The 14,106-nt window shown below is 70.0% G+C and carries 10 protein-coding genes and 6 pseudogenes; 6 read left to right on the top strand and 10 right to left on the bottom strand.

Annotated features, from left to right (window positions below; translation table 11 throughout):
- Window positions 1-267: 267 nt before the first annotated feature.
- Both AB0D08_RS27615 and AB0D08_RS27610 read right to left on the bottom strand, forming a co-directional pair.
- Window positions 268-480, bottom strand: a pseudogene (locus tag AB0D08_RS27615) (integrase core domain-containing protein); the annotation flags it as partial.
- Between the two features lie 49 nt (window positions 481-529).
- A pseudogene (locus AB0D08_RS27610) lies at window positions 530-1,732 on the bottom strand (IS30 family transposase).
- Between the two features lie 335 nt (window positions 1,733-2,067).
- Here AB0D08_RS27610 and AB0D08_RS27605 point away from each other — a divergent pair.
- Window positions 2,068-2,415 carry a response regulator transcription factor gene (locus AB0D08_RS27605; protein ID WP_359892540.1) on the top strand — a complete coding sequence of 116 codons (348 nt, stop codon included), beginning with the start codon at window positions 2,068-2,070 and terminating at the stop codon, window positions 2,413-2,415.
- Here the strand turns inward: AB0D08_RS27605 and AB0D08_RS27600 are convergent.
- Window positions 2,333-2,623: a hypothetical protein gene (locus AB0D08_RS27600; protein WP_033819257.1), complete on the bottom strand. Its 291-nt coding sequence runs from the start codon at window positions 2,621-2,623 to the stop codon at window positions 2,333-2,335. The two genes, AB0D08_RS27605 and AB0D08_RS27600, sit on opposite strands and share 83 nt — an antisense overlap.
- Here AB0D08_RS27600 and AB0D08_RS27595 point away from each other — a divergent pair.
- Together AB0D08_RS27595 and AB0D08_RS27590 are read left to right on the top strand one after the other, a co-directional pair.
- Window positions 2,576-2,780, top strand: a pseudogene (locus AB0D08_RS27595) (IS5/IS1182 family transposase); the annotation flags it as partial. The gene AB0D08_RS27600 and the pseudogene AB0D08_RS27595 sit on opposite strands and share 48 nt — an antisense overlap.
- A 600-nt stretch (window positions 2,781-3,380) precedes the next feature.
- The gene (locus AB0D08_RS27590) at window positions 3,381-4,232 is read left to right on the top strand and encodes a barstar family protein (protein ID WP_359892537.1); all 852 of its coding nucleotides are present in this window, start codon (window positions 3,381-3,383) and stop codon (window positions 4,230-4,232) included.
- Window positions 4,233-4,523: 291 nt separating this feature from the next.
- On the opposite strand, the gene AB0D08_RS27585 is transcribed toward AB0D08_RS27590, so the two are convergent.
- Window positions 4,524-7,604 carry an AAA family ATPase gene (locus tag AB0D08_RS27585; RefSeq protein WP_359892593.1) on the bottom strand — a complete coding sequence of 1,027 codons (3,081 nt, stop codon included), beginning with the start codon at window positions 7,602-7,604 and terminating at the stop codon, window positions 4,524-4,526.
- Window positions 7,605-7,925: 321 nt separating this feature from the next.
- Between AB0D08_RS27585 and AB0D08_RS27580 the strand changes: the two genes are divergently transcribed.
- On the top strand, window positions 7,926-8,054 hold the full coding sequence (locus AB0D08_RS27580) for a hypothetical protein (RefSeq protein ID WP_359892536.1): 129 nt from the start codon (window positions 7,926-7,928) through the stop codon (window positions 8,052-8,054).
- A gap of 148 nt (window positions 8,055-8,202) precedes the next feature.
- Entirely contained in the window at window positions 8,203-8,721 is a 519-nt protein-coding gene (locus tag AB0D08_RS27575) for an RICIN domain-containing protein (RefSeq protein ID WP_359892533.1), read from the top strand.
- Between the two features lie 357 nt (window positions 8,722-9,078).
- Here AB0D08_RS27575 and AB0D08_RS27570 read toward each other — a convergent pair whose 3' ends face one another.
- From AB0D08_RS27570 to AB0D08_RS27550, 5 genes and pseudogenes are all read right to left on the bottom strand, one after another.
- Entirely contained in the window at window positions 9,079-9,213 is a 135-nt protein-coding gene (locus AB0D08_RS27570) for a hypothetical protein (protein ID WP_359892598.1), read from the bottom strand.
- Between the two features lie 3 nt (window positions 9,214-9,216).
- Window positions 9,217-9,406, bottom strand: a pseudogene (locus AB0D08_RS27565) (DDE-type integrase/transposase/recombinase); the annotation flags it as partial.
- A 770-nt stretch (window positions 9,407-10,176) separates the two neighbouring features.
- Window positions 10,177-10,551, bottom strand: a complete 375-nt coding sequence (locus AB0D08_RS27560; protein ID WP_359892531.1) for a hypothetical protein — start codon at window positions 10,549-10,551, stop codon at window positions 10,177-10,179.
- Between the two features lie 331 nt (window positions 10,552-10,882).
- On the bottom strand, window positions 10,883-11,536 hold the full coding sequence (locus tag AB0D08_RS27555) for a helicase associated domain-containing protein (RefSeq protein ID WP_359892528.1): 654 nt from the start codon (window positions 11,534-11,536) through the stop codon (window positions 10,883-10,885).
- Between the two features lie 148 nt (window positions 11,537-11,684).
- A pseudogene (locus AB0D08_RS27550) lies at window positions 11,685-11,837 on the bottom strand (helicase associated domain-containing protein); the annotation flags it as partial.
- Here AB0D08_RS27550 and AB0D08_RS27545 point away from each other — a divergent pair.
- Complete coding sequence (locus AB0D08_RS27545; protein WP_359892525.1) at window positions 11,793-12,695, top strand: hypothetical protein; 903 nt, start codon at window positions 11,793-11,795, stop codon at window positions 12,693-12,695. The pseudogene AB0D08_RS27550 and the gene AB0D08_RS27545 overlap by 45 nt on opposite strands.
- Before the next feature lie 159 nt (window positions 12,696-12,854).
- Here AB0D08_RS27545 and AB0D08_RS27540 read toward each other — a convergent pair.
- Window positions 12,855-13,289: pseudogene (locus tag AB0D08_RS27540) on the bottom strand (helicase); the annotation flags it as partial.
- Window positions 13,290-14,106 lie beyond the last annotated feature (817 nt).

Here is a 14,106-nt window from a genome sequence, read left to right as displayed (position 1 = left end):
CCAACAGCCGGGGTCAGGCCCCGTTCGGTGGTTGCTGGTAAGGGGTGGTGGGTCGGGGGACGAGCGGGCCCCGTGGGGCGGCGAGTGTCGGTGTTGGGGACTTGAGGTCCTGCGGGGTGTGGACTGGTGGCCAGGTGTGTCGTGCGGCGTCTCGTTGTTGGAGGAGGTGCAGGTACCACCAGGGATCGTCGGGGCGGTCGGGGGCGGTGTGAGCTTGCTCCGCTTCGACGGACACCGTCGGTGTGTTGGCCAGGCCGCCAGGGTGGTCTCGTAGTCGGCGGGACTGCGGTAGCCGAGGGTGCTGTGCAGCCTGCGTAGTTTGTACCAGCCCTCGATCCACTCGAAGATCGCGGTGCGGGTAGCCGCCCGGCTGGGCCACGGCCGTTCGCCGATCAGCTCGCGCTTCAAGGTGGCGAAGAACGACTCGGCGAACGCATTGTCCCAGCACTGTCCGGTGCGGCCGACGGACAAGCAGACACCGAACTCCGTGGCCAGATCGCCGAATTCACGACTGGTGTACCGGGCGAGTTCAACCGGTCGTTGCAACACCGGGCTGTTGTAGTGAGCGGAGCTGCTCGGTGAAGACCTCGGCCGGGGTCTTCCAGCCAAGGATCTTGCGGGGCCGGTTGTTGATCGCCAGGGCGACGGCTTCGAGGTCCCCGGCGGACCACCGGGACAGGTCCGTGCCCTTCGGGAAGTACTGACGCAGCAGCCCGTTCGTGTTCTCGTTCGTGGGTCGCTGCCAGGGCGAGTGCGGATCGGCGAAGAACACACCTTCGTCCCGGTCTCGAGTGCGAACTGGGCATGCCCGGAAAGTTCCTTCCCGCGGTCCCAGGTCACGGTTTTGCGGAGCTGCTGGGGTAGCTTCGTCATCCACTCGGTCAGAGCGGTGTTCATCGCGGCGGCACCGTAACCGCCCAACGGCGGGCCGTTCCTCACGGGTGGCACCTCGCCCCAGCCCTCCATCCTCGGCAGATGCACCAGGAGGGTGGATCGGCTGCTGCGCTCGACGAGCGTGCCGATCGCGGACCGGCCGGTCCCAATGATCAGATCGCCTTCCCAATGCCCCGGGACCGCGCGGTCCCCGGCCTCTGCAGAACGCTCGCTGAGGACGACATCCGCGGTGACATGCCCTTGAGGCTTGTTCCGTGACCTCGACCGAGGCTCTCGAAGTGCCCGCCCGGTGCCCAGGCAGGCGACCAGCTCCCGCTTGAGCGCACCACGGCCCCCGATGAACAGCGACTGGTAGATCGCCTCGTGGCTGATGCGCATGGACTCATCCTCGGGGAAGTCGGCCTTCAACCGGTGCGAGATCTGCTCCGGGCTCCATGCTGTCGCCCACCGCCTGTCCTGCCGGTGCGGCTTGTTCAGCCCCTTCCACGGAGGCGTCTGCGGCCCCGCGACGACCGTCCCGTCAGGCCGGGGAACGTTCCCCGAAAGCCTTGTCCTGCACGTACTCACGCAACCGGTCGTTGCCCAGGAGCTTCGCGCTCTTCGGACGCTTGGCCGCCTGCTGAGCCTTCCACTGGGCGACCGTCGCGCGGTACTCCTGCTTGCCGCCGCGCGTGGCGGCGTTGCGGCGCAGTTCGCGAGAGATCGTCCCGGGGTCACGCCCCAGTGCGCGGGCGATCTCGCGCACGCCCTTGCTCATCGCCCTGAGGATCGCGATCTCCTCGCGCTCCTCGAACGTGAGGTACCGGCCCGAGGGCTCGGCCAACGAGATCGGAGGCATGCCGCCAGCGTGACGAAACCACCTCGCACCCACCGGCCACGACACGCCGACCGCCAGTGACGCCTCCACCGTCGTGACCCCCGTGGCGATCAGGTGCCAGAACTGGCGTTGCACGACCCGAGAGGGATCAGGCCGTCCCGGCGAACGCATCGCCGGCCGCAACGCACGGTCAGCGCGCCACTGCCGACGCCGCCCCTCCGGAACATCCCTGGTCTTCAAACGCCAGTCCTCGGCGCTGCGCCGGTAGTCCCGCGCGCCACCGTGAGGGTCGTCGGCGGACCCGGCGGACCCGCCCGCACCGGTGGCCGGCGCATCGGCCCGACGGAGACGGTGCGGTGATCTCCGTCCTGCTGGTCGACGACGAGGCACTCGTCCGGGCTGGCTTGCGGATGCTCCTGGAGACCGCCGACGACCTGACCGTGGTCGGTGACGCCGACAGCGGCCGAACGGCCGTCGAAGCGGTGGACCGGCTGCGCCCGGACGTGGTCCTGATGGACGTACGGATGCCCGGAACCAACGGGGGAACCTGCAGCGTGGGCCGGGATGGTGCGGTGGCCGCGCGGACAGGGGACAGCCCGGCCACCGGCCGACCGCCGACGCTCAGGCCACCACCACCCAGGGCAGCCCGGGCCCGGCGAGCACCCCGCGCCGCGCCGCGTCGAGGCGGTCCCGGCGGGTCTTGACGTTGGACAGCCACACGCCGAGCTTCACCTCGCTGCCCTCCAGCGTCTCGATGCGGCCCCGGGGGACGACGATCCGCCGCTCCCGCTCCACGTACCGCTGCAGCGCCGCCACACCCCGCTCGAACGCCCCCGAGCCACCACCGGCAGCGCCCGACCCGCCGGCCGCCCACCTCGCCGTCTCCGGCAGCTGTTCGCCGACCGCGGCCACGACTTCGACGAGTACCGCCGCCTGCCTTGGAGGTGAGGCATCAAGCCGGTCATCGCCCGCCGCGGAGTACCGCACCGCTCCCGCCTGTGCACAGTCCGCCGGGTCGTCGAGCGCACCAACAGCCCGGATCCACGGCCTCCGACGGCTGCGGATCCGAACCGCCGCCTCATCGGCTTCCTCCCACGCCTACGAGGCCTCCCCCGACACACCATCTGCACGGGGCGCGGTGGAGACACCGCAGCCAGGCCCGCGCACTCCACGTCCACGATAGAAGCAGAGGTCGAATCCCGTAACCGTGATGCAGCATTAGGAAGGTGGAGCGTGCCGGCACTCCCGGGCGGGCTTCTTGACGACCGGTCGGGCTACTGCTGGACGGAGACGGCGTGCAGAACGCATTGAGGTGGGAGCGCGGGGTCCCCGCGAAGTTCGCACTGGTCGGTGACGAGGGCCAGGGCGAACTGTGGGCACTCTGCGCGGACGTCTCAGGCCTTTTCGCAGACCCCCCGGCCCCGTTCAGAGAGCGTCTGGTGTTCCACGCCATGGCACCCGCTGGCCCGTTGCCGGACCTGCCCGCCCCGGCAGACACAGCCGGGGGCGCCGTCCTGGGCGACCTGCGCCTGGACGTCTGCAATGCCGATCAGCCCGGGAGCATCACCGAATGGTGGGGGCTGTCCGACGTGGTCGTCACCGGCCGAAAACCCCCCGCACGGCCGGCTCCGTACACACCGGCCACATCGATGTCACCGTCGAAGCCACCGTGACCGAGCCGGGCTGGGGACCCGGCGCACTTCCCCCTCGGCCGCTGTTCGTTCTCCGAAACGGCAGCGACGAGGAGTTGGGGGCCTGCACCCGGATCAGCGGCCTGTTCGGGGTCCTACGCCCGGAGCCGCCCGCCGTTCCGCTGGAACTGATCGGATGCGCGCCCACCGCGCCGCTGCGCGCGGCCCTCGACGAGGACGGCACCGTCCCCCGGGTCCAGCTTTGGGCTCTCGACCGGTCGGGCCGGCCGATGTCGCGCCTCGACCTTCCGCTGCACATCACCGAAGCGAGAGCCTCCCGCGTCGACACCGGCCTCGTCGACATCACCCTGGCCGCAGGCGTGCCGGCCCCACCGCCCACGGCGGCCCGGCCGGTCTGGGATGCCTGGTACGAAGGCGCCCCGCAAACCCCCAACCTCTGGGCCGCCTACGGACCGGAAGGCAGAGCGCAGTGGCTGCGGCTCGCCTTCGACCACACGGCCGCACGCCTGACCGGGAAACCCGACGAACGCCGGCCGGACCCGTCCGGCGGCACCTTCCACCTCGACGGCAGCTTCGTCACCGACCTCCCCGGCCTCCACTGCGCGATCGGTGAGGCCGTCTCGGGCCCCGGCGGCTACTTCGGGAAGGACCTCCACGCACTCGACGACTGCCTGTACGGCGGCTTCGGCGCCACGCCTCCCTTCACCCTGGTCCTGCACCACTGGGCCGCCGCCCAGCAGGCGCTGCTCACGGAACGCTGCGCCGGTCCCGGGCAGTCCGTGTCCTCCTCCGAGAGCGTTATGGATCTGCTCGGACGCCACCGCGTCGCGGTCGTGCTGCAGGAGAGCGAGCAGATGCCACCCCGGTGAACGGGTGTCGGAAGCATCCGCGACCGTGCCGGGAGGTGGTTGGAGCGGGAGAGCCGGCGGGCCTTCGCGAGGAGGGCGTGGCTCCGGGGGGCTCGGCCTCGGCCGGCTGTGTCGCGAACGGCAGCCGGACATCCGTGTGGGCACCCAACCGATAGAACGTCGCCGACGCCGGCATCGCCACTTCGCCCGGTCCGCGCCGCCTCATCCAGGACTTCCCCCGGGTCAGCCGCCGAAGCCCCGCCACCACCACCTTGGACTGCCCCCAGGAGACGACCACGCCGCGCTGGAGCATCACCTTCGGGTGGTGTGGGTGCTGGCCAGGGCTGCGGGCAGGTGGGTGCGGTCGGGGAGGTGGAGTCGTCGGCAGGCGTTGTCGATGGCTTCTTGTACCGCGTGTTGGGTGGTCATCAGGGATTGGGCGATCTGGCGGTCGGTGTGGCCGGTGGCGGCCAGGGTGGCGACCTTGTATTCCAGCCCGGGCAGGATCGGTGTGGTGGGTGGTGGTGGTCCGGGGTCGGCGTTGATTGCGGTCAGTGCGGTGCGGGTGCGGCGGGCCAGGGCCAGGCTTCCGCATTCTTGGGCGAGGTGGTGGGCCTGGAGCAGGATCGGTCTGCCGGTGTCGGGGTGGTCGAGGTGGCAGGCGGCGGCGCCGAGCTCGTGGAGGGCGCGGGCGTGTTCGAGGCGGGCGGGGGAGCCGGCGAGGGTGTCGGCGGCCTGGTGGAGCAGGTCGAGTCCGGTGCGGCCCTGGGTGATGACGCCGAGGGTGCGCAGGCTCACGCCGATGGCTCTGGGGGTGCCCCAGGCGTGGGACAGGTCCAGTTCCTCGCGGGCCAGGGCGAGGGCCTGGTCGCGCTGGCCCAGGGCCGCGTGGGCCAGCGCGGCTTCGGATCTCCAGGCACGCGTGGCGGGGTTGCTCATCTTGACCCGCTGTTCGTGGGTCGCGCACTGCTGGAAGGTGGCCAGCGCGGCGTGGGTCTGGCCCCGGGCGGCTTGAAGCTGGCCGCCGACGAGCAGAGCCGAGCAGTCCCAGCTGTTGTCGAGCAAGTCTGCGCCGATGTAGGTGTCCATCAGCCTGGCTGCTTCGTCCAGTTCTTCCCGCTCGATCAGGGCTGTGATCGCCCGCTTGGTGAACGCCAGGGCGATCCGGTCCTTGCCTGCGGCGAAGGCGGGAAGGTCGGCCTGACTGATGGCCAGGGCGACCGGGATCTGTCCGCGGCGGTTGGCGATCATGCCGTGTCCCAGGGCGGCGAAGGTGGACAGCAACGGTGAGCCGTGGCGGGATCCGAGGTCGGCGTATTGGCCGTAGTGCACCGCTGCGTCGTCGAGCCGGTCGGTGGCCACCAGGCCGAAGCAGGCGTAGCCGAACAGCATGCTGACCGGTCCGTCGATGACGCTGCCGCCGCGCAGCGCTCGGTCTATGAGGTCATTGGTGGCCGTGGCGCTGGCCTCGCCGGACATCGCCGGGATGACCAGGGCCGCCAGGACGGTGCGTTCTGCCGGGGTGTCGCCGGGCAGGTTCAGGCGGCGCAGGCGTTCGGCCCACTGCCGGGCGTGCGCGACGGTGGCGGGGTGGCCGTAGCCGGTGAGGACCAGTTGGGCCTGCAGCCGCCACGAAAGCTCACGTCCCGGGGTGCCGGTCTGCTCCAGGTCGGTCACGGCCCGGGCGAGCACGTCGATGGCCTGGTCGTGGCGGTCTCGGAAATACAGTGCGGCGGCCAGGGTCGCAGCGGTGTGTGCGCGCTCGATCGGGTCGGTGATCGCGTCCAGGGCCCGGGTCAGGTGCGCTACCGCCGCGCCCGGGTCGGTGGCCACCTCCTGTTCGCCGAGCTCGGCGAACACCCGTGCTCGTGCGCCGGGTTCGGGGCACTCGTGGACCGCCCGGCGTAGGTAGGTGGCACTTTCCTGTGGGGCGCCCCGCCGGGTGGCGGTACGGGCGGCCTCGCGCAAGGCCTCCGCCCGCCAGGCCTCGCCGGTGGGTTCGGCCTGCAGCAGGTGCGCGGCAATCACCTCACCGGCCGCGCCGTCCTCGTACAGGATCCGGGCTGTACTGGCGTGGGCGTCTGCGAGCTGCCTGGCAGTCGTGATCGATTCGATGATCATCGTGCGGATCAGGGGGTGGGTGAAACGGACGGTGTCGGCTGCCTGCAGCACGCCGATCCGGGTCAGGGCGTCCGCGTGGTCGGCCGTCTCGGCCTGCCCCATACCGCCAAGGTCCGCGGCCAGATCCCAACGGGATCCGTCCGGCAGTGCGACCAACACCCGGGCCAGGGCCACGGTCGCCTCATTTTGACGGGTCAGGCGCTTGAGTACGGTGGTGGCCAGAACACGCCCGTGCAGGTCCGCCACTTGGTGGATGTTCTCGCCGGTCGGTTCGATGTGGTTCTCGCCCAGGGTGCGGATCAGCTCGCGTAGCAGCAGCGGATTGCCGTCGGTCGCACGCGCGCAGGCCCGGGCGAATGCCTCGTGCGCCTGCTGGCCCAGGCCGGCGCGCACCAGGCGGGCAGCGCTGTCGTGCGACAGAGCGGGTAGGTCCACCAGATGGCAGTCCGGTTGCGCCGTGATCTCATCGAGCACGGCCTCGGCGTGCGCAGGGGCGGCGGGCCGGGCGGCCATGACCAGCAGCACCGGCAGGCCCTCGAGCCGGCGGGCCAGGTAGGCAAGCCACCGCAGGGACGCAAGATCCGCCCAGTGCGCGTCGTCGACCACCAGCGCCAGGGGGCCGGTATCGGCGGCATGCACCATCAGCCAGTACAGCCCATGCATGACACCGATCTGCGCATCCGGCAGCTCCGCGACCGACCCTGGATCATCCTCGGGCGCCAGGATCCGGGTGGCCAGATGTGCCGGACCGCCAAGTAGGCGATCGCGGTCGGCCTCGCCGGCGCTGCCCAGCACCGCTTCGGCCAGCCGGCGGGCGATGGAGAAGGCGAACTCGCCCTCCAGCTCGCTGCCGCCGGCCCACACCACCTGCACACCACGCCAACGCTCCCGCTCGGCCCAGACCTTCAGCAGCGAGGTCTTGCCCATGCCGGCACCGGCCCGCACCAACGCCACCCGCCCGCGCCCGCTGCGGGCGATCGAGGCCGCCTTTTCCAGGAGCGCCAGCTGCCCGTCACGATCGAGCAGACCGGATCCAGCCGCCTTGTCATCGGCGACTTGGATCCCTGCCGGACCGGCGCGGCCGACGGCCAGCAATGCAGCGGTCTGGGGGCCAGTCAGTCCCAGCGCCGAGGCCAGCATCTGCACCGTGCGGTTCTGCGGACGCCCCCGCCGTCCCCGCTCCAGCTCCCGGATGGACCGCGCGGAGACTCCAGCAGCCGCGGCAAGTTTCTCCTGGGTCAGTCCCGCGGCCCGGCGCAAACCCCGCAGCATCCCGCCGAACGCCGTCATCCGCACACCCCCACTGTCTAGCCCCCCGCACGACCGGCATCCAGCGACGCATCACCGACAGGACATTACTAACCGGTAACCATCGGGACCCTAGCGGCAGCCGGCCCCAGCCGCCACCGCTCAATGTATGCAGGCACACAATTTCGTTCGATATTTCGTCCTGCTGTTCGTCCTGGCGTCCCGCCTGGCCTGTTGGTTTTATCTACGTACGGCGGCCGGAGGGGGTACGCGCGAACCCCCGCCTTCCAGCTGGAATCTCCACATCCCAGCCAGGTTCCTCATGCCGTCAGCTGCAGGTGCCATGTGCGACTTGGCATGTACCTGGCGACCAGGGGTCCGCTCGACTCGATTGGAGGCCACCAACCAATGATCATCCGCTTCGCCTTCCGGGAGCAGGCCACCGGCACCACCGGCCTGCCCGCCGCAGCCTGAACCCACCCTCGCCCCGGCGGCCTGACACGCCCACAACCGGCCTGCCCACCCGAGCGGTCGGCCGACCCCGGCAACGCCCACCGGATGCCGCCTGCACGCGGAACAGCGCAACCATCAACCACGAACAACAAACGAGGAGTTTCTTCACATGACGCGATCCACCTGGACAACCGGCCGTACGCGCCGCCTGAAGGCCGGCCTCGCCACGGCCGGCCTCGCCACGGCCCTGCTCACGGCGCTCCCCGCGGCCTCGGCCTCCGCCGACGACACGCCGCACCTTTGGAACAAGGGCGCAGGACTGTGCCTGAACGTCCAGGGCTACAGCTCGTCCGCCAGCGCCCGCACCGAGATCTGGAACTGCCTCGACCAGAACGCGGAGAAGTGGGTGTTCAACAGCGACGGCACGGTCCGCAACGCGCAGTCGGGCCTGTGCCTGAACGTGGCGGGCTACTCCAAGGACTGGGGCGGCCGCACCGAGATCTGGGACTGCAACGGCAACGCCGCGGAGAAGTGGCAGCTCCGGAGCGACGGAACGCTCCTCAACACGAACTCAAGCCTGTGCCTGAACGTCGTCAACAACGCGATCGGCACCAGCAGCGCCACCGAGATCTGGGGCTGTGACGGTCGCACCTCGGAGCAGTGGGTCACGTTCCAGCTGCCCGGCTGACCTGGCAGAACCGCCGGGGTCCCACTCGGTGAAGACCTGAGGTGCAGCCGCCCTCGCCGGTGAGTGAGGCGAGGGCGGCTGCACCTCGACGCTGTCCCCCGTGCTCAGCCACCCGGGAACCTTCCGCAACCGGGGTGGTGAGAGCGTGCCCGCGCCCGAGCACCATCACCCAGAAACGGCCCGGCTCGGTCCCGCAGCGCCTCTACGCCGCCCGCGACGCCGGAGCCACCCAGCCGAACAGGAACGCATCCTCGCCGAGGACCTGCGCGAGCACTACCTCCGATGCTGTCACGTTATCGAGTGCTTGATCGCCTGACGGTGCGGGGAGGCCGTGGTCGCGCCGGTTCGGGGCTTGGTTCAGGCCGCAGCGGGCAGGCCGATGCCGGCGGTGACGTGGTCCCAGACGGCGAAGCGAAGGATCATCTCGAGCCGGTGTCGGGCGGCGGTCGCCCGGTGCCGGCCAGGCCGGAAGTGCGGGCTGACACCGCTCAACGCGGACAAGATCCTCTGTGCGGCGCCGGCGGAGCGGAAGCCTTTCACGGCGCGCTCTCGCTGGCGGGCGGGCTGGTGGCTGTTCTCGGCCCGGTTGTTCAGGCCTTTGTGAGCCCGCTGCTCGACCGGGGGGCATCAGCTCGCGGCGGGCAGCGCCGCAGGAGCGGAGCTTGTCGGTGATCAGCACCCTGGGCACCGGGTCTGCTCCTTCATGAGCTTGGCCATGAAGCGCCCGGCGGCCTTGGCGTCCCGCTTGGACTGAGTTTTCGGGGTGGTTGGGGACCACGTTTCGGTGGGTCCGGGCACCAGCGAAGCCCTGCCTGCCTGCTGCCGAACCGTCAGACTCCGGGCGCCCCCGCATTCTCATCGCTCCGGCCGCCGGGCCGGCACGTCCTGACACAGACCGGAGGGCCGCTGGTGCGGTTTCACGGAGGGATGGCTGCGTGGATCCGGGCGGCTCGGTGACCGAGGGAACGCCTGCCGCGTTGTGCCGTGAGCCCGCGCTCTACCCGTCCGGCGCTGTGTGCGGGGCTGCGGTCGCGGCTGCCACCGCACAACGGTTGCTCCGGCACTGCCGTGCCCCGGGAGGTACTCGTCACTCTGGCCGCCGTGGGCGGAGCCGACCTGTGTGCCGGTGGCGCCCGGCGAGGCCCAGCAGGCTCCCCGCCCCCGGCCGTCGCCGCGATCGGAGGCGGGGTTGGCTTTCTGCTCGCCGTGCTGCTGCTCCCAAGAGCCCTGGCCGCCATGCCGGGGAGGATGGAGCAGACGGGGGACTAGGGTCCTTTTGCCATGACGACAGTCCCTCGTTCTCGATTCTCCAAGCGGCTCGGCCTAACAGAGGACGGAGACGACGCTCCCTACGAGGGAGTCCCCCGCCACCTGGCGCAGCCCCTTCGGCGCTGGCTCAAAGCCGCTTCAGCAGCGATGACGATGAGACAGAAAGGCTCTGCTTGCGCCTGCGCATCACGATGCTTCGGCGACAACCCCACGCATGTCTTGATCCTTCAGGACGGCACGGGCCTGCTGGACGTGGTGGATGCGGTCCTTGGGCACGAGGACGAGGCCATCGGCGGTGACCTCAATGCCGAACTCACCCGCATCCTCCATGAGGCCGGATCCGCATACCGCGTCAACGACGCCGGCGACTGCTTGGAGGAGCGAGTCGAGCCCACTGTCCGTGAAGCCGTACGAACGGCGATCACGGACGCCGACGCGCAAACGTCGGCAGGCTCCGCCGGTGACCACCTCTCCATGACCTGGCAGGCCGCCTACGGCATCGGGCCGGATCCGGTACGGGCGTACAGCGAGGCGATCAAGGCGGTTGAGTGTGCCGCCCACGCAGTGGTCCAGCCCAACCACGCCCGGCGACGTTGGGCACCATGCTGCGCTCCAAGCCGGAGCCGTACACCTTCGCTGTTTCCGGAGCCCAAGAGATCAGCATGGTGGAGGTAATGGTGAGCACGTTGTGGGACGGCCAGACCTCCCGACACGGTAAGCAGAAGCCCACCGTCTCCGTGACCCCAGAGGCAGCCCGTGCAACCGTGCACCTGGCAGCCACACCCGTCCAGTGGATTTACCGCCGGTGCCATCCGCCGCGTCACGTAGCTACCGTCGTGCTTGATGCCGCACCCGACCAGCAGCGGCAGCCCCCAAACTCAGCATCGGCGACCTACGCCCACTCGACGCCGTGCTCGGCGAGCTGCGCCAGCTGCCCCGTCGTCAGTTTCGCCCGGCGGGCCTTTGTATTGTTCAAGAACGCACCCAGCCCCACGAGGACGACCTCGACGCTCTCCTCCCCGCCGGGGCCGGCCACGACGACCTCCAGCGACTCGCGATGCGGGCGCGGAACACGGGCGTGGCCCTCCCGCTCGACGAACGCCGCAAGGGCCGCCAGGCCCTGCTGGAACCGGTCGGCGCGGGAGACCTTGGGCTTCGCCTCGGCCGCGGCCTTCGCGGCCACCAGCGCTGGACCCTCCTCGATGCCGATCGCGGTCAGCAGGTCCTGCTGGTCGGTCGCCAGTCCGGGCCAGCCGGCGCGTTGTGCCCGGGCCCAGCGGCCGAGCTGCTCGCCCTCGAACACGGTGTCCTCGGACAGCCGGGCCCAGTCGACCAGGCCGTCGGCCTCCTGCCACCACGACCTGGCCGTCACGTAGGCGCGCTGCCAGGTGATCGGCCAGGTGGGGCACCAGAACGGGTCGATCTCCTCCAACGCCTGCCGCCGTTTTGGCGCCAGCGCCCCCGGCTGCCCGGCTGGCACCTGGGCGGCGGCCCGCAGCTCGGCCAGCCACGTCCCGATCGCGTACCCGCCGATCGAGGCTCGCACCGGCGCAGCCAGCGACCCGCCGTGCCCTTCGCCCACACCCGCGCCCAGTCCAGGCCGCCTCGAACCGCGCGTCCGACACGGACCAGACCATCCCGAGATCGTCAAGCGTCATCACACGGTGACGCGCCAATTCACCCACCGCGTGCTCGCTCCGCCTATCTGACAACCACTTACCGAGCGGAAAACTACCCCCCTCTCCTACCACTTCAGAATAGGGAACCTGAAGCCCACCCGTCTCCGTATGCCACCGCCTGGCGTGATTGATCCCCTCACGCCAGTACTGATTCTCACCCGTCAACACCCGCGACGCGACGAACAACGCGAGCAAATTCTCGTCCACCCTGCTCTGGAACCGCACCGGCAGCACGAACGCACCCGACCTACCCTCACCATCCACGCTCCCACCAGGGCCGACAGCCGCCTCAGCGCTGCGCCCGGTGGTGCGCTTGCCGGACTTCCGCGGCACCGCCAGGGCCTCCAACACCCGGGCATCGCGCGACCTCAAAGCGGACAAAATTCGAACAAGCGGACCATAGCTGTCCGACTCCAGAATATCCCCGGGCTCCTCCCCGGGCCGGAGAAAAATGGGCACGATCAGCGAGGCGGTCTTTCCCTCCCCGGGCTTCATGCGCAGGGCCCGGCCGATGGCCTGGACGATATCGACCATGCTGCCCCTGCCCTGGAGGACGGCCGAGTCTGCATTCTGGATATCAAATCCCTCGCCCAGAACTTTGCACTGGGCCACCACCCGGTGCTTCAGCCCGTCGTCCTCTTCACCCTGCCCGAACCCTGCGATGACCTCCTTGCGGAAATCAACGACATGTTCCCCGGACAGCCACTGCGACCAGAACTCGCCCGGATATTTCCAGGGGTTTTCGAAGTTGAGCTTCTCGACGGTCTGGTTCAGTGTCTCGGAGAAGTAACGGGCCTCGATGGTGCGGTTGTGGAACGTGATGCAGCGCTCCAGACCGCGCTCCACCATCGTCTTCACGAGGCCAGCCTGGATCGCCGCGAGCCGCTCGGCCGGCACCTCGTCCTCACTGCCGTCCCGCGCCTCCCCGACACCCGGACCCCACGGCACCCCTTGCTGCGCCGCCTTGTCGCGGTGGCCGAGCGGGTCGCGCAGCTCCAGGACCACGATCTCGAACGGGGCCAGTAGTTTGCGGTCGATGGCCTCTGCCAGGCCCAGGGAGTACACGTGCGGGCCGTAGATGCGTTGGTCGTCCATGGACACCGCCAGCTCCTGGGGGAGCGGTTGCAGGGCGTTCTCACGCCGCTTCATGGCCGCCCCGGGCGGCGCCCAGATCCGCGGGGTGGCGGTCATGTAGAGCCGGCGCTCCGCCGGGATCTCGGCCTGCTCGTGGACGATGGTCCAGGTCTTCTCGACGCTGCCGGAAGACCGGTGGGCCTCATCGGCCACCAGGAGCGCCAGCGGGGGCAGCGGCTCGCCCTTCCGCTCGGCCCCGTAGGCGTAGGCGTCTGCCACCGCGCCGACCGAGGTGTAGGTGGCGAACAGGGTGGTGGGCCGGCGGCGGGCGGCCGCCCGGTCCAGCCACATGCCGATCATCAGCGGGCTGGTCGTTGCCTTCACCCCGTAGGGAAGCTCGGAGTCCATCAGCGAGCAGACGGCGTGCATGTCCCCCAAACGGCCGGCCGCCCGCCACGAGCCGATCATCTGCACCAGCAGGTCCAGCGTCGGCACAACGACCAGCACCGTCCCGTGCGGTGCCAGCTTCTGCCCGGCTGCGGCCCCGACGTACGACTTTGCCGGACCCGGTGGCCATCTGCACCGTCACCCGCAGACCACCCGGGGAAGCCGGCTGTCCCGGACGCGGCGTCAGATCCCGCACGGTCGCCTCCAAGGCCTCCTCCTGATGCCCCCGCAGCGAGATGCCAGCGGCGGCGGACTGAGCGGCCATCAGGCCCGGCTTTGCGACGCTCACGAAGACGTGTCTCCCCTCACCCATTCCCGAGCCCGCACCAGGGACCACGCGGGAAATTCTTACAGTGCCCTACTGATACATTCGACGGACCGGCCCAAGAATTAAGGCGACCGGAATACAAGTCCGATGCAAGCGGCTATCCGGTAGGATATAAGTCCTTGGTTAAAGATCCCGACAAATACACGAAATGCAGGGATGGGCACCCTACTTCCGGCGGGATTATCCGACGATCCAAGACTGATACAGGCGGGGCCGCTGCTCACCCTGCCAGGGTAGCGCACCCCGCCCCATCGAGGGAGCAGGATCCTGACCCAGCATGGACTAGACCACTCGGCGGGAGTGAAGCCGGCCCCGCACACGCCCTCGACGCGCCACCCCCACCCAGTCAGCCTGCCGTGAGATCAGCTATCCACACTGGTCAACTTTTTGATCTAGGCTCAACCATCAGGCATCGTGAAGCGAAGCGGAGCGATGCCAGCCCGAGCGCGGAGCGCCGGGCTTACCCGGGCGAAGCCCGGGTAAGGACACGCGGAGCGTCGACGGGGGCGAGGGTGACGGCGGGGCGGCCACCCTTGCCGAGCGGGACGGCGGCCTGGGCCTGGCCGGACTCGCCGAGGACGAGTGAGG

It is taken from the genome of Kitasatospora sp. NPDC048540 (genome assembly GCF_040651175.1).
Classification (GTDB): Bacteria; Actinomycetota; Actinomycetes; order Streptomycetales; family Streptomycetaceae; genus Kitasatospora.
The sequence above is the reverse complement of the archived record's forward strand: the minus strand, read 5'-3'. Positions and strand labels throughout refer to the sequence as shown.